At 55.5% G+C, this 19,337-nt stretch carries 15 protein-coding genes and 1 pseudogene; 7 read left to right on the top strand and 9 right to left on the bottom strand.

The features are described from left to right. Window positions 1-204 precede the first annotated feature (204 nt). A complete protein-coding gene (locus AC1Z3F_RS03065; RefSeq protein ID WP_013348560.1) occupies window positions 205-453 on the top strand; it encodes a WhiB family transcriptional regulator in 249 nt (82 codons plus the stop codon). 199 nt (window positions 454-652) lie between these two features. Beyond that, entirely contained in the window at window positions 653-2,860 is a 2,208-nt protein-coding gene (locus AC1Z3F_RS03060; RefSeq protein WP_483566546.1) for a Stk1 family PASTA domain-containing Ser/Thr kinase, read from the top strand. Window positions 2,861-2,928: 68 nt separating this feature from the next. On the opposite strand, the gene AC1Z3F_RS03055 is transcribed toward AC1Z3F_RS03060, so the two are convergent. Together AC1Z3F_RS03055 and AC1Z3F_RS03050 are read right to left on the bottom strand one after the other, a co-directional pair. Beyond that, entirely contained in the window at window positions 2,929-4,323 is a 1,395-nt protein-coding gene (locus AC1Z3F_RS03055) for a class II 3-deoxy-7-phosphoheptulonate synthase (RefSeq protein ID WP_483566545.1), read from the bottom strand. Window positions 4,324-4,400: 77 nt separating this feature from the next. After that, on the bottom strand, window positions 4,401-5,072 hold the full coding sequence (locus AC1Z3F_RS03050; RefSeq protein WP_483566544.1) for a lysophospholipid acyltransferase family protein: 672 nt from the start codon (window positions 5,070-5,072) through the stop codon (window positions 4,401-4,403). 134 nt (window positions 5,073-5,206) lie between these two features. Here AC1Z3F_RS03050 and AC1Z3F_RS03045 point away from each other — a divergent pair, with 134 nt between their 5' ends. From AC1Z3F_RS03045 to AC1Z3F_RS03035, 3 genes are all read left to right on the top strand, one after another. After that, window positions 5,207-5,992 carry an alpha/beta hydrolase gene (locus tag AC1Z3F_RS03045; protein WP_262198043.1) on the top strand — a complete coding sequence of 262 codons (786 nt, stop codon included), beginning with the start codon at window positions 5,207-5,209 and terminating at the stop codon, window positions 5,990-5,992. Next, the gene (locus AC1Z3F_RS03040) at window positions 5,989-6,432 is read left to right on the top strand and encodes a hypothetical protein (protein ID WP_262198044.1); all 444 of its coding nucleotides are present in this window, start codon (window positions 5,989-5,991) and stop codon (window positions 6,430-6,432) included. Before AC1Z3F_RS03045 ends, AC1Z3F_RS03040 begins: the two co-directional genes overlap by 4 nt. 110 nt (window positions 6,433-6,542) lie before the next feature. Further along, window positions 6,543-8,354 carry an AMP-dependent synthetase/ligase gene (locus tag AC1Z3F_RS03035; RefSeq protein WP_483566543.1) on the top strand — a complete coding sequence of 604 codons (1,812 nt, stop codon included), beginning with the start codon at window positions 6,543-6,545 and terminating at the stop codon, window positions 8,352-8,354. On the opposite strand, the gene AC1Z3F_RS03030 is transcribed toward AC1Z3F_RS03035, so the two are convergent. Together AC1Z3F_RS03030 and AC1Z3F_RS03025 are read right to left on the bottom strand one after the other, a co-directional pair. Beyond that, window positions 8,327-8,869, bottom strand: a complete 543-nt coding sequence (locus tag AC1Z3F_RS03030) for a hypothetical protein (RefSeq protein ID WP_483566542.1) — start codon at window positions 8,867-8,869, stop codon at window positions 8,327-8,329. The genes AC1Z3F_RS03035 and AC1Z3F_RS03030 overlap by 28 nt on opposite strands. Window positions 8,870-8,977: 108 nt before the next feature. Beyond that, entirely contained in the window at window positions 8,978-12,430 is a 3,453-nt protein-coding gene (locus AC1Z3F_RS03025) for a pyruvate carboxylase (protein ID WP_483566541.1), read from the bottom strand. Window positions 12,431-12,767: 337 nt separating this feature from the next. Here AC1Z3F_RS03025 and AC1Z3F_RS03020 point away from each other — a divergent pair, with 337 nt between their 5' ends. Beyond that, window positions 12,768-13,595, top strand: a complete 828-nt coding sequence (locus AC1Z3F_RS03020) for a ParA family protein (RefSeq protein ID WP_483566932.1) — start codon at window positions 12,768-12,770, stop codon at window positions 13,593-13,595. A 91-nt stretch (window positions 13,596-13,686) separates the two neighbouring features. Here AC1Z3F_RS03020 and AC1Z3F_RS03015 read toward each other — a convergent pair whose 3' ends face one another. The 4 genes from AC1Z3F_RS03015 to AC1Z3F_RS03000 form a co-directional block, all read right to left on the bottom strand. After that, a complete protein-coding gene (locus AC1Z3F_RS03015) occupies window positions 13,687-14,280 on the bottom strand; it encodes a MerR family transcriptional regulator (RefSeq protein ID WP_131087804.1) in 594 nt (197 codons plus the stop codon). A 242-nt stretch (window positions 14,281-14,522) separates the two neighbouring features. Continuing rightward, complete coding sequence (locus AC1Z3F_RS03010; RefSeq protein ID WP_262198049.1) at window positions 14,523-15,005, bottom strand: bifunctional nuclease family protein; 483 nt, start codon at window positions 15,003-15,005, stop codon at window positions 14,523-14,525. A gap of 39 nt (window positions 15,006-15,044) precedes the next feature. Beyond that, window positions 15,045-15,800, bottom strand: coding sequence for a transcriptional regulator FtsR (gene ftsR, locus AC1Z3F_RS03005; RefSeq protein WP_483566540.1), 756 nt, complete (start codon window positions 15,798-15,800; stop codon window positions 15,045-15,047). Between the two features lie 72 nt (window positions 15,801-15,872). Then, a complete protein-coding gene (locus AC1Z3F_RS03000) occupies window positions 15,873-16,325 on the bottom strand; it encodes an FHA domain-containing protein (protein ID WP_131087801.1) in 453 nt (150 codons plus the stop codon). A 264-nt stretch (window positions 16,326-16,589) separates the two neighbouring features. Between AC1Z3F_RS03000 and AC1Z3F_RS02995 the strand changes: the two genes are divergently transcribed. After that, window positions 16,590-16,949: a DUF488 domain-containing protein gene (locus AC1Z3F_RS02995; protein ID WP_483566539.1), complete on the top strand. Its 360-nt coding sequence runs from the start codon at window positions 16,590-16,592 to the stop codon at window positions 16,947-16,949. A gap of 229 nt (window positions 16,950-17,178) precedes the next feature. On the opposite strand, the pseudogene AC1Z3F_RS02990 reads toward AC1Z3F_RS02995, so the two are convergent. After that, window positions 17,179-19,068, bottom strand: a pseudogene (locus tag AC1Z3F_RS02990) (FAD-binding monooxygenase). Between the last annotated feature and the right edge of the window lie 269 nt (window positions 19,069-19,337).

Raw genomic sequence — 19,337 nt, 5'->3', positions numbered from 1 at the left:
ACTCTTGTTTACTTCCTCGTAACATGAAAACCTTATGTGGTTGGTTAAACGAGGCACCCAATCGGTCCTCACCAACGATCAGAAGAGCCGATCAGTAACCGTAAGGTAATCAGGAATTAATTTCATTCCTAGCTAGTCTTTACCCCAACTTTGATTGCCGTTAGCTCTTCAGACCCCCTCAGATTTCAAGGAGCATCAATAAGCATGGATTGGCGTAGCCGCGCGGCGTGTCTGGAAAAGGACCCGGAACTGTTTTTCCCTGTGGGAAACACCGGTCCGGCCCTATTGCAGATCGAAGAGGCCAAGAGCGTCTGCCGTCGATGTGAAGTAACCGAAACTTGCTTGCAGTGGGCCATTGAGTCCGGTCAGGATGCAGGCGTATGGGGCGGTATGAGTGAAGATGAGCGTCGCGCTTTGAAGCGCCGCGCTGCACGAGCTCGTCGCGCCTCATAATTATGCGCTCGAGGTAAATCTCGCAACCCGAGACGCCAATCAGAATCCGCCAGCGGTCAACACCACTGGCGGATTTTGAGTTTAACCGGCATTTTTCCAGCTCGGCTAGGTAGATTAAAAGTAGTATTCATGTTCGAAAGGATCCGTTAGTGACTTTGGTCTGCTTCGCGCGCACTCTTCAAGTGGGTGCCGACGAACGATGAGCTCGGCCCTGACTGACCCACACTTGGGAAAAACACTCGATGGTCGTTATCGCCTGGACCACCTCTTGGCTTTAGGCGGCATGTCCAGAATCTACCGCAGCATGGACAAGCGACTGCATCGAGCAGTAGTGGTGAAGATACTGAACGATAACTTCGCCAGTGAACCTACGGTAAGAGAACGCTTCGAATCTGAAGCGGTAATCGCCGCAAATATCACGCACCCCAATGTTGTATCGATCCGCGACCATAACGTCAGCGACAACCTTGTCTACCTCGTCATGGAATACGTGCGCGGAAGAAACCTCGACCAGGTTATCGCCGAGCGCGGCTGTTTCACTCCACGCCAGATGCTCAGCATTCTTGAACAGATCTGTAGCGGATTAAGCGCAGCGCACAGTGAAGGCATCATTCACCGTGACATGAAACCCGCCAACGTCTTGCTTTCCGACATCGGCGAAATCAAACTGACCGACTTTGGGTTAGCCCGCGCAGCTAGCGCTCATACGCAGTCCGCGACCCTGCTGGCCACCCTTTCCCATGTGTCCCCTGAACTGGTTTCCGGTGCGCCAGCTGATTCGCGCAGTGACATCTATGCGATAGGCATCATGATCTATCAGATGCTCACCGGACGTCTTCCATATTCGGAAACCAACCCCGCAGCCATGATGAAACATCATCTGGACTCCCCCATGCCATTGCCATCACAGACCATTACCGAATTGGCTGATGACCTCGATGAGCTAGTGCGTTGGTGCACCGAGAAGGACCCCGAAAAGCGCCCACAAGATGCCTCGCTGCTTCTAGAAGAAGTGCGTCAAATCCATGCAACGCTCACTGACGAGCAGCTTGATCTGGGTGCCTATTCGCTGGGGAACGTGGAAGACCTGATTCCCGAACGTTTTGCGCATATGCCGACCACGCTGCAACAACGCCTTGACGCCATGCAGCGAGATCGCGAACTTGATCGTGAGAAGCAATGGCAAGAGCTAAATACCGTGGCTGCCGACGGCGACTATGAACTCGACGAGGACTTAGGCAGTGAATCGCCTACCAGCGTCATTGCAGTCTCGGATGCCACCGAAGTTCTAGATTTGCGGGACGCTCAACAAACTCTGGCTATGAACCGGTTCGAAGATAATGATTCTGACTCGGCCATAGCTGCGACCTCGGTGTACGCACGCAATGAGTCGGCTGCCATTGAACCGGTTGCGAGCGATGCTCAGGTCCCAGCTCGCGAAGCCAAGCGTGCACAGAAGCAAGCCGAAAAACGCTGGCGCAAGGAAGCCCAGATTCCTACACACCAGCTGAGGCGCCCACGCAGCGGGACTCAGAAGACCGTCATGATTTTCGTGTGGATTTTGGTTGTCGCCGTAGTGGCCGGTGCTGGCTGGTTCTTTGGCCGCGGTCCGGGAACGATCGTTCGTATCCCATCGCTGACCGGGATGATCCAAGAGCAGGCGATCGCCCAAATGGACGACGCCGGTGTTCCCGTGCGCGTCAGCACTGCTTACGATGATGAAGTTTCCATTGGTCGGGTGGTTGAGTCTCATCCAGCCACCGGCAAGAACATCATGAAATTTCAAGGTGTAGAGCTCACGGTTTCTGAGGGGCCAGAGCTTTTCCAAATCCCTCAGGTCGCTGGTTCCACACTAGGCCAAGCAAAGAAGTCGCTAGCCAAGGTGGGCTTTGAAAACCTGAAAACTGTTGAAGCCTACTCTTCGTCAGTGGCCGACGGTTCGGTCATCACTTCGAACCCTAGCAACGGCGAGCGGTTGCCGAAGAAGAGCCTCATCACGCTGACGGTGTCCAAGGGCCCGGCTCCGGTTCAGGTTCCCTCTCTCATTGGGTTGAGCAAGGATGAGGCTACGCAGAAGCTCAAGGACGTCGGTCTGAGTCTCACTCCTGGTGAAGAAGTCAGTTCAGAACAGGTCAGCAAGGGCCAGATCGCGGCGCAGTCACCGGCCCAGGGTGCAGCCGAATTCGGCAGTTCCGTAGAGGTGAGCATCTCCTCGGGTCCTGAATATCTTCAGATCCCGTCGGTTGTAGGGCTCACCGTCCAAGAGGCCACTGCGCAGCTTCAAGCTGCCGGCTTCACGGTGAAAACCCATGAAGTATTTGGTGGCGCACAGCAGACTGTACGGATGCAGACACCGCTGGGTCAGCGAGCCGTACGAGGCAGCGAGATCAGCATTTACGCTTTCTAGCGGCAACAAAAAAATGGGTTCAGTTCCACGGTGTGGAACTGAACCCATTTTTTGTTTGTGGCTAATAGTTAGCGGTTACGGCTACGGCTTTGCAACGCCGAGGAGACCAAGAAAGCCATCTCTAGCGACTGACGGTGGTTCAGTCGCGGATCGCAAACTGACTCGTACAGCGAGTCGAAGTCTTCCTCACGGATCGGATCAGCGCCGCCGAGGCACTCAGCCACGTCGTCGCCGGTCATCTCCACGTGCAGGCCACCTGGGAAGGTTCCCAGCGAGTCGTGTACCTCGAAGAAGCCGCGGACTTCGTCCATGACATCGTCGAAGTTGCGAGTCTTGTAACCGTTCTGGCTGGTGACGGTGTTGCCGTGCATTGGGTCGGTAACCCACAGCACCTGGGCACCGGAGGCGGTAACCTTCTCGACCAAATTTGGCAGCTTTTCACGAATGTTCTTCGCACCCATGCGGGTAATGAAGGTCAAACGTCCTGGCTCACGATTTGGATCGAGCTTCTCGACCAGTCGCAACGCATCGTCTGGATCGGTGGTTGGGCCAAGCTTCACGCCAATTGGGTTACGTACACGCGACAGGAAATCGATATGTGCGTGATCCAGTTGGCGGGTGCGTTCACCGATCCACAGGAAGTGGCCGCTGGTGTCGTATGGCAGGCCGGTGCGGGAGTCGGTGCGGGTCAATGCTCGCTCGTAGTCCAGCAACAGTGCCTCGTGGGAGGCGAAGAACTCGGTGCGCTTGAGTGCCTCGAAATCGGCGCCACAAGCATCCATGAAGCGGATGGCCGAGTCGATTTCGCCGGCCAGCTGCTCGTAGGCGGAGTGCGCCGGGTTAGCCATGAAGCCGCTGTTCCACGAGTGCACGCTGCGCAGGTCAGCAAAGCCGCCCTGGGTGAATGCACGAATCAGGTTCAGCGTGGCCGAGGAGGTGTTGTAGGCCTGCACCAAACGCTTTGGATCATGGGCACGGGACTCAGGAGTGAAGTCGAAGCCATTAACGATGTCGCCGCGGAATGCTGGCAGAGTAACACCGTCTCGGGTTTCATCATTCGAGGAACGTGGCTTGGCGAACTGTCCAGCCATGCGACCCATCTTGATAACAGGTAACGAGGCACCATAGGTCAGGACAACGGCCATCTGCAAAATCGTGCGTACACGCGAGGAGATCTTGTCGGCAGTAGCGTCGGCAAAAGTCTCGGCGCAGTCACCACCCTGAAGCAGGAAGGCACGTCCCTGTGCGGCTTCGGCTAGGCGTTCGCGCAATACGTCAACTTCGCCGGCAAATACCAGTGGAGGACGCGAACCCAATTCGTCGATGGAGGCCTGATAGTCCTTGTGCTCACGCCAAGTTGGCTGCTGCGCGATAGGCAGTTCACGCCACAGGTCTAGTTGTGGATCGGTGGCGGGGCCGCCTACGGAGGAGCCTGGCAATGGGGTTCGATTTTCTACGCTCACCCTATTGATTCTACGTGGCGCAGCAGCAAAGCACCGCGACGAATGTAACAGGGTTGCGTAACAGTGTGAAGAGGACGCTATTTCTTGGCTTTGCTCGGTGCATAGACATCCACGTAGCTCTGTCCGGAGAGTACGTTGATGGCCTGACGAATTTCGTCTGCACACTGGCGTAGAGCCTGTGGATCATCGTGCTTCCCTGCCAGACGATCAAAGTTCAGAGGCTTGCCAATCTTGATGCCGATCTTGCCCGGGCGCGGTATCGTGCGCCCAATGGGCTGCGCTTTGTCGGTTCCGATCATGGCCACAGGAACGACCGGGGCGCCGGATTCTAAAGCGAGCTTGGCGACCCCGAGCTTTGCCCGGTAGAGCCGACCATCGGGCGAGCGTGTTCCTTCGGGGTAAATGCCCAAGACTTTACCCTCGCCCAAGGCGCGGTTTGCGCTGGCCAGCGATGCCGCTGATTTACGTCCCCCCGAGCGATCCATCGGCAACTGGTTGATGTTGCGGAAGAACCATGCGGTCACTCGTCCCTTGAGCCCACGGCCGTTAAAGTACTCATCTTTGGCCAAGAAAATCACGGGGCGTTCGAGCATTGCAGGTAGAAAAACGGAGTCGCTGACCGAGAGATGATTCGAGGCCAAGATAACTGCCCCGGTGTCCGGAACGTTCTCTAGGCCTCGCAGATCAACACGGAAGAAGACACGAATCAGGGGCCGAACAGCAAAACGCTTAAGGAAGTCGTACAGCACGGCAGAAAAATTCCTTCTTCTCGAGGATCAGCTTATGGCGGAACATTCTTAAGCCGTGGTGGTCATGGCACTGTCCGCACCCTTCAATTGTGCACTACGCTCGATAGTGTAAGCAGAAAATTGGAGTGGTCACGATGAAAAATGATGCACAAAACACCACTGAGCCTCGGGTATCGAAGGATTGCGCAGTGCTGCTGATCCACGGCTTCACCGGCTCTCCCACCGCTATGGAGCCTTGGGCGCAAGCCCTGTCCCGTCAAGGCTTTGATACCGCGGTGCCACTGCTTCCAGGACACGGCACCAAGTGGCAGGACATGATTACCAACACTTATAGCCAGTGGATCGATGCCACAGAACAGGCCTTTGACGAACTGGCACGCACGCACAAAACCGTTTTTGTTGCTGGCCTGTCCATGGGTGGCGCGCTAGCTCTGCACTTGGCCACTCGCCGCAATGTTGCCGCAGTTTCACTGGTCAATCCCGGCCTTATCGTTGATTCGCCGCTGGCCCCGTACACCCCATGGCTCAAACATGTGGTTCGCAGTGTTGCCCCGATTAGCAACGACATCGCCAAGCGTGGCGTGGATGAAGGAGCCTACCCACGCACCCCCATCGCCGCCGTCGCGCAGCTGCATGCACTCTTCGCCCAAACTCGTGCACGGTTGGAACTTGTCACCGCCCCAGTCCAGCTCTTCCGCTCCACGGTGGACAACGTCGTTTCGGATGCTTCGGTGCGGGAATTGGTCGGTGGGCTCACCCCGGGAACTTTGGCCGAACACCACCAGTTGCTTCATTCCAAACACGTGGCCACCTTGGATTACGACGCAGCGCAGATCTTCCAAGAATCCGGACGCTTCTTCTCACAGCACTCGACCGGCGAGCAGCGCCAAACTCACCGCCAAGCAGGGAGGCACGTATGAGTTTTCCTGACGCTCGTCCCCCGCATCAAGACGATCCGCGGTGGGACGATTTGGTGACGAACTTCCAAGAGATCGATGCGACGGCTCCGCGTGAGCCCAGTGCTGCCGAACGTGCAAATCAGCTCAAGAAGCTCTTTAATACCGGTCCCGGCGCGGTGGCTGGCCCACGCGATTCGGCGCCGGCGGAGCTTGAAGAATCCGATGAGAAATTTGTTCCCGATGAACCTGCCGCGTTGGGTTCCGGGGATCCAATGTTGAATATGGCGTGGGTTACTGCAGCTGGCGGCCCGATCGGGCTATTGCTGTGTGTGCTGTTTTTCCGCTCAGCTCCGACGTTTGTATTTATCGGCTTGGCGCTGTTGGCAGTGGCCGGAATCGCTTACTTACTTCTACGTCTTCCAACGAAGCGCGATCCGGGAGATGATGGGGCTCAAGTCTGAACCGAACTTGGAGCGTTAAGCACGGTAGGTTACTGTAAAGTAATAAAATGTGATGCGGGTTACCCGCCATTGCTTTTGGGGTCACACAAAGTTCAGGAGTTGAGTACCAGATGCGCGAATATAGCTCGCCAATTCGCATCCACACACCGCAACAGTCAAATATCACCGACTTACTGTTACGCCACGCAAATTCGGCAGCAAACCCGGCTTTGTTCTCAAAGCCTGGACCTGACTCATCGTGGCAAGACGTCACCGCATCGCAGTTTGCTGCCGATGCCAAAGCCATCGCCAAAGGATTTATCGCCAACGGCATCGACGCCGGCGAACGCATCGCGCTGATGGCCAAAACCCGCTACGAGTGGACCCTCGTGGACTTCGCCATCTGGTTTGCCGGATGTGTCACCGTTCCCATTTATGAGACTTCCTCCCCTAGCCAGGTTGCATGGATTATCTCGGATTCCGACGCCAAAGCGGTCGTCCTTGAATCTGCAGCACATGAAAACGTCGTACGCCGGGCAGCTCACGAAGAGCAGCTCGAACTTCTCGATCACGTCTGGCAGTTTGACGGTGGATTGGAACAGCTGGTTGAAGATGGACGAGCGATCAACGACGATCTACTTGAATCCCGTCGCGCTGCAGTTTCGCTGAGCCACATCGCCACAATCATCTATACCTCTGGCACCACCGGGCGGCCTAAGGGCTGCGAACTGACGCACGGCAATTTTGTCGAGCTGGCCGAAAACGCTGCAGCTTCCCTACCCGATGCTGTGTACCCTGGTGCCTCCACCATCATGTTCTTGCCACTGGCACACGTTTTTGCCCGATTCATTTCGGTCATCAACGTGGCAGCTGGTTGCCGTACCGGCCACACCCCAGATGTGAAAAACCTGCTTGGTGACCTTCAGTCCTTCAAACCGAACTTCATCCTCGCGGTGCCTCGCGTATTTGAGAAGGTCTACAACTCAGCGATGCTCAAGGCCGAAGACGGTGGCAAGGGCAAGATTTTCCATGCCGGCGTCGACGTTGCTGTGGCCTATTCCAAGGCGCAGCAGTCGGGCAAAATTCCGCTAGTTTTGTCGCTGAAGCATAAGCTCTTTGACGCACTTCTTTACAAGAAGCTGCGTGATGCCATGGGCGGAAATATCCGCCATGCAGTATCCGGCGGCGGCCCACTGGGCGAACGCTTAGGCCACTTCTTTAACGGCATTGGTGTGACCATTCTTGAAGGCTACGGTCTGACGGAAACTACCGCTCCGATCACGGTTAATACCTTGGACCGCATCAAGATCGGTACCGTGGGCAAGCCACTTCCTGGCAATGCAGTTCGTATTGCCAGCGATGGAGAGATCCTGGCCAAGGGTATTTGCGTGATGAGCGGATACCATGACCGGCCAGAACTTCAAGACGAAGCTTTCACCGATGGCTGGTTCCATACCGGAGATATCGGCGAGTTGGACGATGACGGCTACTTGAGCATCACCGGACGCAAGAAGGAAATCATCGTCACTTCCAGCGGCAAGAACGTGATTCCTGCGCTGCTCGAAGACCAGATCCGTGCTGACGCATTGGTCTCACAGTGTGTGGTCGTCGGCGAAGGCCGACCATTTATCGCCGCGCTGGTGACCCTAGATGACGAAGCGTTGCCAGGCTGGCTTGATCGTCACCACCTGGATAAGAACAGTTCGCTCGAAGAACTGGCGCAAAACCCGACCGTGCGCGAAACCATCGAAAAGGTGATAGCCAAGGCCAATACTTCGGTATCCCGTGCCGAAGCGATCAAGTCTTTCCGGATTGTAGCCTCGGACTTCACCGAGGAAACCGGGCACCTGACGCCATCGCTGAAGATCAAGCGCGCTGCGGTTCTCAAGGACTACAACGAGCTCATCGAAGAGATCTACTCGGCGCCTAAACCAACAGCGTAATTCATAACAGCACCAACTAGCTCCCACGATTCGCGAGCTGAAGCGGCCCAGGGCAACCTGAGGCCGCTGTGTTGTGTCCGGGCAAAGTAGCTACGTGGAAGTACAACCCGATTGAAGGCCGGTACCGGATGATCGGCACGCACTTCGCCGAGCACCGCGAAGATGAGGTTCTCGGCCAGAGCTTTGCGCCCATTAGCCAACAGCCACTCGACCAGTTCCATGAGCTGGTCTTCGCTATCCGGACCTGGTTCACCAACAACGACCAGTACATCTGCGGCGCTGAATTTGCCTTCCAGGGCTGTCTGCACGCGTTGCGGGCCAGAGGTTGAGACCTCGGCCTTGACGTTGACCTCGCCAAATTGCTCGGCTAAATGCTCAGCGATTTCAAAAAACGGCAGGTGGGTATCCAAGGTAAATACCAGAACCCCCAGCCGGCTTCGCAGTGCGGAGAATTCGCTGGCTTGGGTGCTGATTTCCTGGGGCGTTACCCCTGCTGGAGTCTTGCTGGCGCGCATCGCAGCTCCTTGTACGTCTAAGGTGTTTCTAAAAATTGTGAAGTGAACACAGGGGCCCGCAACTTATGTTGCGGGCCCCTGTGCCCGATGCAAAAGACTTGCTACGTACTACTTCGGTTCAATCACCAAGAGTAGATCGCCACCCTGCACTTGGCTGGTGCCATCCAGGGTGATCTGCGTGACAACGCCCGAGGCGTTTGCGGTAATGCCAGCTTCCATCTTCATCGCTTCGATGGTGGCTACCGACTGACCGGCTTCGATCAAATCTCCGGTCTTCACGTTCACCGTCACAGCCCCAGCAAATGGTGCTGCCACATGTCCGGCATTGTTCGGGTCAGCCTTTGGTGCGGACTTGACGGTGGATTCCACCGACTCGTCACGGACCTTGATCTGACGTGACTGACCGTTCAGGGTGACCACCACGGTGCGCAGGCCCTTCTCATCGGCATCCGAAACGGAAACCAACTTGACCAGCAGACGAACGCCGGTGCCCAGCGAGATGACGTGCTCAAAGCCTGGAGTGAAGCCGTAGAGGTAGTCACGGGTGTGAAGCACGGACAAATCTCCGTAGTTCTCCACGGACTTCTCAAAGTCACGGGTTGGTCCGGCGAAGAGCAAGCGGTTCAACGTGGAACGAACGGTCTCGTCATCCCCCTGCAGGCCCTGAGCATCCTCGGCTGAGAGATCCTCAATGCGGTTCTTGATATTACGTCCCTGCAGCGCCTTGGTGCGGAATGGTTCTGGCCATCCGCCCGGAGGATTGCCCAACTCACCGGAGAGGAACTGGATGACCGAATCTGGGACATCGTAGTTCTGCGGGTTGGCTTCGAAGTCCGCAGCAGCCACCGAGGAGCCGACAAGCTGAAGTGCTAGGTCGCCAACCACCTTGGAGGACGGAGTCACCTTGACCACGTTGCCGAGCATGTCGTTCACCGAAGCGTACATGGACTCGATGGCCTCAAAACGCTCGCCCAGTCCCAACGAGATGGCCTGCTGGCGCAGGTTCGAAAGCTGTCCGCCTGGAATCTCGTGCTGGTATACGCGGCCGGTTGGTGCTGGCAGGCCTGATTCGAACGGCTTATACAGTGCACGTACTGCTTCCCAGTATGGTTCCAGCGAGGCTACCGCATCCAAGGACAGCCCTGGATCACGATCGGTGAATTCCAGCGCTGCGACCAGTGCTGAGGCCGATGGCTGCGACGTGGTTCCGGCCATGGCGGCGCTGGCCACGTCAACCGCGTCCACGCCGGCATCGATGGCTGCCATCAGGGTAGCCAGCTGGCCACCTGCGGTGTCGTGGGTGTGCAGGTGCACCGGCAGATCAAAGCGCTCACGCAGCGCAGTAACCAACTTGGTGGCAGCTGCCGGACGGAGCAACCCGGCCATGTCCTTGATGGCGATAATGTGTGCACCGGCGTCGACGATCTGCTGTGCCAACTGGAGGTAGTAATCCAGGGTGTACAGCTTCTCGTTGGAATCCAGCAGGTTACCGGTGTAGCACAGGGCTACTTCGGCAACCGCAGTTCCGGTTTCGCGCACTGCCTTGATGGCCGGAGCCATCTGCGAAACGTCGTTGAGCGCATCAAAAATACGGAAGATGTCGATGCCTGAGGCCGCAGCCTGCTTAACAAACGCATCGGTGACTTCGGTCGGGTACGGGGTGTATCCGACGGTGTTGCGCCCACGCAGCAACATCTGCAGTGGGATGTTTGGCAGCTCGGCACGCAGCAGTTCCAAACGCTTCCATGGGTCTTCACCCAAGAAGCGCAGGGACACGTCGTAGGTGGCTCCGCCCCAAACTTCCATGGAGAACAACTGTGGGGTGGTATGTGCGTAGGCCGGGGCTGCAGCAAGCAGGTCACGGGTGCGCACACGGGTAGCCAGCAAGGACTGGTGCGCATCGCGGAAGGTGGTATCGGTAATGCCTACGGCCTGGGATTCGCGCAGTGCCTTGGCAAACCCTTCCGGGCCCAGATCCAGTAACTTCTGGCGCCATCCGTCAACTGGTGCAGCAGACTTGGATGGGCCATCAAATGGAGAACGTTCTGGCTCATCGGACTTATCGCCCGGGAAAGCTGGCAGCTTCTTGCGTGGGTCAATACCTTCGATGCGCTCACCGTGTGGATGGTTCACGGTCACGTGCGCCAGGTAGTTCAAGGCCTTGGTACCGCGGTCCTGAGACTTGTTACCGGTGAGCAAATCTGGGCGGGAGTCGATGAAGTCAGTAGCTACATCGCCGGCCAGGAACTGCGGGTCGGCCAGTACGTTCTGGATGAACGGAATATTGGTTGCCACACCACGTACGCGGAACTCGGCCAACGCACGACGGGCACGAGCCACGGCGGTTTGGTAGTCGCGTCCACGACAGGTGAGCTTGACCAGCATGGAGTCAAAGTGTGGGGAGACTTCAGCACCAGCGTAGATGGTGCCGCCGTCAAGTCGCACACCCGAGCCACCGGCCGAGCGGTAAACGGTGATTGTGCCTACGTCTGGGCGGAAGCCGTTGGATGGATCTTCGGTAGTGATGCGGGACTGCAGTGCCCAGCCGCGGACCTGAATGCTGTCCTGGCTAATGCCAAGATCGCTCAGCGATTCTCCGGCGGCAATGCGCATCTGCGCCTGTACTAGGTCGATGTCAGTGACTTCTTCGGTCACTGTGTGCTCAACCTGAATACGAGGGTTCATTTCGATGAATACGTGCTGGCCGGCTCGATCGCCGACGGTATCTACCAAGAACTCAACGGTTCCGGCGTTCTGGTAGCCCAAGGCTTTGGCAAACTTCACCGCATCGCGGAACAGTGCCTGACGGATGGAATCATCCAGATTCGGCGCTGGAGCGATCTCAACAACCTTCTGGTGGCGGCGCTGCAAGGAGCAGTCACGCTCGTGCAGGTGAACGATGTTTCCATGCTCGTCGGCCAGGATCTGCACTTCGATGTGACGAGGGCGCAGTACCGCTTGCTCGAGGAACACGGTGGGGTCACCAAAGGCGGTGCCAGCTTCGCGCATGGCCGCGCCCATCAGTTCCTGCAAATCTTCGCGCTTGTCCACGCGACGCATACCACGACCGCCGCCACCAGCTACAGCCTTGACGAAGATTGGGAACCCAATGCGGTCCGCTTCAGCGACCAAGAAGTCGACGTCGTCGCTTGGTTCAGATGACTCTAGTACTGGGATACCGGCTTGACGGGCTGCTTTCAGTGCAGCAACTTTGTTTCCGGCCAGTTCAAGCACGTCCGCCTTGGGACCGATGAACTTGATGCCTTCCGCTGCTGCCGCACGAGCCAGGTCCGGGTTCTCGGACATAAATCCGTAGCCTGGGTAGATTGCATCGGCGCCGGACTCTTTGGCAACGCGGATGATTTCCTCGATGTCCAGGTACGCACGGACAGGATGGCCCTCTTCACCAATCTGGTAGGCCTCTGCGGCTTTCTGGCGGTGAATCGAGTTGCGGTCTTCATGGGGGTAAACCGCTACGGTTTTTGCACCGAGCTCGTAGCTTGCGCGGAAAGCACGAATTGCAATCTCACCGCGGTTGGCGACCAAGATTTTTTCAAACATAGTGTCCCTACATCGAATCATTACGGGGTTGGTGTCTCTGGCCAGGAAGCTGTTCCAGTGGCCAATGAGAAGACATCAACAGCCTTTCGGGTCTCGAAAAGTAGCAAGTTTTCGCCACTTCTGTGAGACACACTACACGGGTGATGCGGATTACGCACAAACATTTCACCCTGTGGTCTGACCATAAGAAATATTGGCCTTGAATGCTCTTTTAATCACTAAGTTGGATACAAGAGCAAAAACTAACGTTGCAAAGTCGGGGAAACGACCTTCGGCACACTATGATGATGAGAGACTAAAAATTCGGTGGGACGTTAAATAGCGAACAGTGAAAGGCGTGGTCTGGTCCGTGCACGTAGTGAGCATCAGCAGCCTCAAGGGTGGCGTAGGAAAAACCTCCGTAACGCTCGGACTGGCTTCAGCAGCACTTGCCGCCGGCATTCCGACTCTCGTCATTGACTTGGATCCCCACGCGGATGCCAGCACTGGCCTCGGAGTTCGAGCCAACGGCAAACAGCCAATTGGGCAAATGCTCAAGAACGCTCGTAGGGTCCGTTTGCAGGAGCAGGTAGTAGCCAGCGCTTGGCAATCAAAAGCAGCAGAGAAGAAGTCGCGTACCCGCATTCCGGTACTTGATGTTGCCGTAGGCGATGCCTACACCGGCATTTATGACCGCCCGGATTTGCGCACCAGGGACTTGCGTCGCCTGACCCAAATCCTCAGCCGAACCAGCGGCTACCAGCTAGTGCTGATCGACTGCCCTCCATCGCTGAACGGGTTGACCCGCATGGCATGGAGCGCCTCAGACCAACTGTTGCTAGTGGCGGAACCGAGCCTTTTCTCGGTCGCAGGTACCGAACGCACGCAGCGCGCACTGGATCTTTTCCGTCGCGAATTCGCTCCGTCACTCGGCCCGGTAAAGGTTGTTGCGAACCGCGTTCGCAAGGACTCTGCAGAGCACACTTTCCGTCTGGGCGAGATGCGTCAGATGTTTGGTGAATCCATGGTCAAGCCTGAGATCCCAGAGCACTCCGAATGGCAGCAAATTCAGGGGGCGGCATACTCGGTACACCAGTGGCCTTCCAAGGCAACTGCACCGATGCTCTCGCAGTTTGATGCATTGCTCAAGGAAGTCATGTCGACCGCAGGCAAATCGAACAGCTAAGCATCAAGCAGTACTCAAGACAAAATAGATATGAGGCCAGGCCACCGATTGGTGGCCTGGCCTCATATCTATAAGCTTTTATTTTGCTTGACTAGCCTACGTTGCGAGCTGCCTTGGCTGCGCGTCGCGCTGCCAGCTCATCTTCGGGCATATCCTGATCAGTGGAGCTCTCTGATGGGAGCTGAGCAAGTGAACCTTCAACTTCTCGCCAGACACGTCCAACGGCGATTCCGAAGACGCCCTGGCCCTTCTGTACTAGGTCAATAACTTCATCCGCGCTGGTGCATTCGTAGACCGAAGCGCCGTCACTCATCAAAGTGATTTGAGCGAGGTCTTCCACACCGCGTTCGCGTAGGTGCAGGACGGCTGTACGGATCTGCTGAAGGGAAACGCCAGTATCAAGAAGGCGCTTAACGATCTTTAGAACGAGGATGTCGCGGAAGGAGTACAGTCGGTGACTACCCGAACCTTTGGCACCACGAACGGCTGGCTCAACTAGGCCGGTACGTGCCCAGTAATCGAGCTGACGGTAGGTAATGCCTGCGGCTTTGCAAACAACTGGACCGCGGTATCCGGCGTGCTCATCGAGCTCAGGCAGGTCGTCGGTGAAGAGCAGCCCTTGCGTATTGGAATGCTTGTTGCCGCCGTCGACCCCGCGACGAGGTCCTGTCTGGCTAGACTCCATCCAATTGCTCCTTGTGTATCAGCACGTTCCTAAATGAGTAAGGTAGCGACTAACTCAGAACCGCACAGATGCGAGCGATGATCATCAAAAACAGTTCTTGTTCTATGTCCCTATGCATCGACGGTACGGCTATCGGCGCTAATGGTCAAAGACCTTCAAGCTTAACTTTAAGCCGTGTCGCACACGTACATCGAATATCCCAATTCAGCGACAATAATTCGCTGAATTCAACAAAGAAATGCCTATGAAGAAAAGTCCTCGGGGTCAATAGTGTCCAAAAATTCCCGGAACTCACGCAACTGCTCTTCTGGAGCTTCCTCGCCCTCGGCTTCCAGCTCGATAGACACTCCGGCATCTTCGAGGACGTCCTCGGCACAATAAATTGGGCATTGTGTGCGTACGGCTAGGGCCACTGCGTCAGAGGAACGTGAATCCACACGTTTGCCATTAGACAAAACAAGTTCGGCCACAAAAACGGCGTTGTGCACGGAGATGATTTCTACACGCTCCAAGCTCACCCCGGTGGCCTCAAAAATGCTGAGCATCAAATCGTGTGTCATCGGACGTGGCGGCGTTAGCCCCTGCTCGGACATGGCAATAGCCGATGCTTCTGGAGCACCAATCCACAATGGAAGGAAAAGATTTCGCTCCGAGTATTTCAGTAGCAACAGTGGCTGATTTGCCGGCAGTTGAATACGTATCCCGGAAAACTCCAGTTCCAGCATGTCTGCCCCCTAGAGTCGTGAATGCCTGGTGTGTTTAGCCTAGCGATCTAGCTGCGAAATAGCACGCTGTACGAGGGCTTCGTGAATCTCCAAGCACTGCCGAGAGATTTCCTGAGCTTCTTCCGCTGCGCGGGCACGGGCGGAAACCTCGGGCTTCCTCATCTCGTTACCGACGATTGTTTCGATAAGCGAGAACTCGCGATCAGCGGCAGTGCGGAATTGACGCAGGTGGCGGGGTTCAACGCCATGGCTAGCTAAAAGCACTGCAGACTTGGTGACCTTGATGCAGTTCGAATCGAAGAGGCCGCCCTGGGCTTCAACCAGTCCAAACTTAAGCAGTTCATCAACCAGCTCATCACTAGCGCCGCTTAGGCCCTGTAGCTCAGAGAGAGAAACCAGTCGGGTCTTGCGCTCCACGGCTTCAGCCATGTCGCTATTGACGAGCTGTGGTGCGGCTGGTGCTCCCCCAGGCAATGCTTCAGGAGCCTCGCCACGATCAACCGCGTCGAGGTGATCTTTGATGACCTTCAGCGGCAGGTACTGGTCGCGCTGCACCGAAAGGATGAAACGCAGACGGCTAACGTCCGAGGAACTGTACTTCCGGTACCCAGCTGAGGTGCGCTGCGGGATGATCAATCCCTTGTCCTCTAAGAAGCGAATCTTCGAGGCTGTGACGCGTGGAAATTCATCCTTGAGTTCCGAGAGCACTTCACCGATGTTTAGCGCTGCCTGCCGGACAGTCTCGTGGCGTTGCGCCTCGAGTCGTGGGCTTCGGGCTGCGTCAAAAATCGACAAAGGGTCTACACCTCGGAATTATGGAGAAGACGACGGACTAACCGTCGGCGGAAAACCTAGAACTCTACTAGCTTAAAGGTTCGGCACGCTCTGGTAAAAATTCAAACGGAACTTGCCAATTTGAACCTGGACTCCGCTGTTGAGCTGGATAGCGTCAATCCGGTCACCGTTAATGTAAGTGCCGTTGAGCGAACCAATATCGCTGAGGCGGAAGCTCTGACCACTACGGGTGAACTTTGCATGCCTGCGCGAAACGGTGACGTCGTCTAGGAAAATATCAGCGTTCGGGTGCCGGCCAGCGATGCTCTCGTCGGTGTCCAACAAGAAGCGTGCGCCCTTGTTCGGCCCGGAGTGAGCAATCAACAATGCCGAACCGGCAGGCAGTGCGCGTACTGCGCTCTTCTCATCTTCACTCAGAGTGTAGATGACTGCGGGCTCAGTTGGCTTGCCAGCTGATGGGAGAGAAATATTGGTCGTCTCGGAGGCAGACTCTTTGTGCGGGTCAACCGGCCCATGTTCCGACATTTGGGATCCTCCAGAAAATCTTGCTTACAGTTCGTGCGCGACGACCTTGAGTTCGAATTTGGCAATATTGCGATACCAAACTATCTACAGATTAGCCTACTCACCAGCCAAGTGATAACAGATGAGCGCATAATTTCCGACGTATGGAATTCTAGGCGTGACATCTGAGGTAAATTGAGCGAAACCACGATCGTCTCCATGGCACCGATCATTCTCGGTATTTTGGATCAGAACCAGCGCAGATCAGGAATTAACAGGTGAATCATGTCTGAAATTCGACTCAAGCGGGTGTACAGCGACGCTATTGCCGAAGACGGCTACCGCATACTGGTTGACCGTCTATGGCCGCGTGGTCAGAGTAAAGAGAAACTCCATTTAGACCAGTGGGCTAAGACCGTTGCTCCAAGCAACGAACTTCGCAAAGTATGGATCCACGACACCGAGCACTTCGAACAATACGCTCAGGTCTACAAATCCGAGTTGGATCAAAACCCCGCTGTAGACGACTTGCTGCAAATCCTAGAGCAACATCCGATCGTCACTTTTGTTTATAGTTCAAAAAACGAGCAAGCTAATCACGCAGTGGTTCTGCGAGAGTATTTGCTTGAGCAGTGGACTCGTTAGAAGGCGGAATAAAACAGACGCCGTCGGCGCACACCATGTCAGATTCAACGACCTGTTGTAGATCGAAACTGAACCCCTGATCCATAACGCATTCCTTCCGCCGCGAACTTATCCCTTGCACCTTTAACAACTCACACAGTGCATTAAATATTCCGCAGCGACAACACTGAGAGCCAGCGTGAGAACAGCTCATTGAGCTGGCCTCACACTGGTAGGGGAAATATCTTGATTAGTTCTGATCGAGTAACACTGAATCAAAAAACTCGGATAGTTGATCGGTGGCACTCAACGGCAAAACGTTGGCCACATACATATCCAGCCGAACGATTACGATCGCTCCCTCACGGGAAATTTGTCGTTGTTCAAAGATATTTTCCGCGGGCAGAGCGGTGTAGACCTTTTCATAGTTCATGAGTCCGAACTGTCCAACATGGGGGCGGAATATCTCAGGTGCGTCGTTGATGTTCAGCGTTGAGTAATCTTGCTGGTAGATCACCTTGATATCAAAGAGCGCATCAAGATCCGAGCCCGTTGGCGTGAATCGCCGGACCGGAGAATCTTGTGAATCCGTCAACCACGATGCCAGCTGTGCAACTTCACCCGAGGCACCTGCTGGCTGCTGGTCGGCAAAAACATAAATTCGATAGCGCCCATCGACCTTGTGATGATGCCCCAAGTGTTTTGGGTTGGCGTCGGCCACACGCATAACTTCTGCGGATCTGAAACGCTTACCAATGGGGAATCCGGCTGCTCGATGCTGGTACGTTTTGTTGCCCGTAAGTTCGGACGGTGAATACTCAGTCATGAATCCTGCCGGGAATTCAGCGGTACGAACATAAAATTCGGCAACGCCTTCCTTGCCTGCCAAGTCTTCTGGCGTTGCGGCCATGATGGAGGACCATTGCTTATCAAAGTCGATCAGATCTTTGGCGATGACCTTACGTTCGGCGCTGTAAGTCCGCAGCAATTGCGCTGGTGCTTGCCCAGAAAGCACATGACCAATTTTCCATGCCAGGTTGAATCCATCCTGCATGGACACATTCATCCCTTGCCCTGCTTTTGCAGTGTGTGTGTGGCAGGCGTCCCCGACGATGAAGACTCGAGGATTTTGCGAATCAATTTTTTCCAGAGGGACGTCGTCGAAGCGATCGGCTAGTCGATGGCCGACTTCGTAGACGCTATGCCAGACAACATCTTTCACTTCTAGCGAGTAGGGATTCAAGATCGCTTTGGCCCGTTCAATGATTTCTTCCAACGGTGTTTAGCGGACCTTACCCTCGTCGTTTTCCGGAACCTCGCCTAGGTCAACATAAAGTCGGAAGAGTTGTCCGCCTTCACGAGGAATGAGCAGGATTGAGCCGGCGGTTGAATGGATTGCGCATTTAGTTCGCACATCCGGAAAGTCGGTGAGGGCCAAGGTATCCATGACGCCCCACGCATGGTTGGCTTTGTCGCCTGACAGCTTGGCTCCAATGGAACGGCGAACCTGACTGCGTGCACCGTCTGCTCCCACAACGTATTTGGCACGAACTACGCGTTCCAATGAATCCGCACCGTCAGCGCAGTTAATCAGCGTGACTTTCGCAGGATATTCGTGAGCAGGTTCAGCGCTGAGCTCTTTGAATTCCCAGCCATAATCTGGAGTAATTCGAGCAGGTGAGTTGAGGGCGTATTCGGCAAAGTAGTCGATGACCCTCGCCTGGTTCACCACAAGATGCGGAAATTCACTGACACCCGTCGGATCATCTGCCGTCCTGTCGGTGCGAATGATCTGTTCAGGTTTGGCAGGATCCGGATTCCAAAATGTGGTCTCTTTGATGACATAGGCTTCTGCGGTGATCCGCTCTGCGAAGTTGAATGCTTGGAATGTCTCAACAGTGCGTGACTGAATTCCATCCGCCTGGCCAATCTCAAGTCGATGTGGGCGACGGTCGATGATTCGGGTATGCACATCTGGAAATTGTGAGAGCTGTGCCGCGGTAATAGTTCCGGCCGGCCCGGTGCCAACAATTAGCACGTCCATGAATTCCGGTAGTTCTTCGGGACGGTTGATCCCCGTTCCCGCTGCCGGTTGAACTCGTGGATCCGCCGAGACATATCCGTTGTGATGAAACTGCACTGTCCCATCCCCCGCTTCTCTGTGATGACTTACTCGAATATCATTTGTTCGATAATAGAACTCGATGCTCTTTTATCGCACATTAATCATATGCAATCCGTGAGCGGCCTCACAACCTTTGTCCGAATTCGTGGATTTCTCACTTCTGATCGCACCAAGACCGCGCACTCTCCAAAGAAAAAATGGCTACCAACCAGCACATACGTGTGCTGGTTGGTAGCCATTGGAACCTGCGCGCAGATTCAGACTTCCGTCATAAGTTTTGCACC

The sequence above is a fragment of the Glutamicibacter sp. MOO4 genome (genome assembly GCF_056934395.1).
The sequence above is the reverse complement of the archived record's forward strand: the minus strand, read 5'-3'. Positions and strand labels throughout refer to the sequence as shown.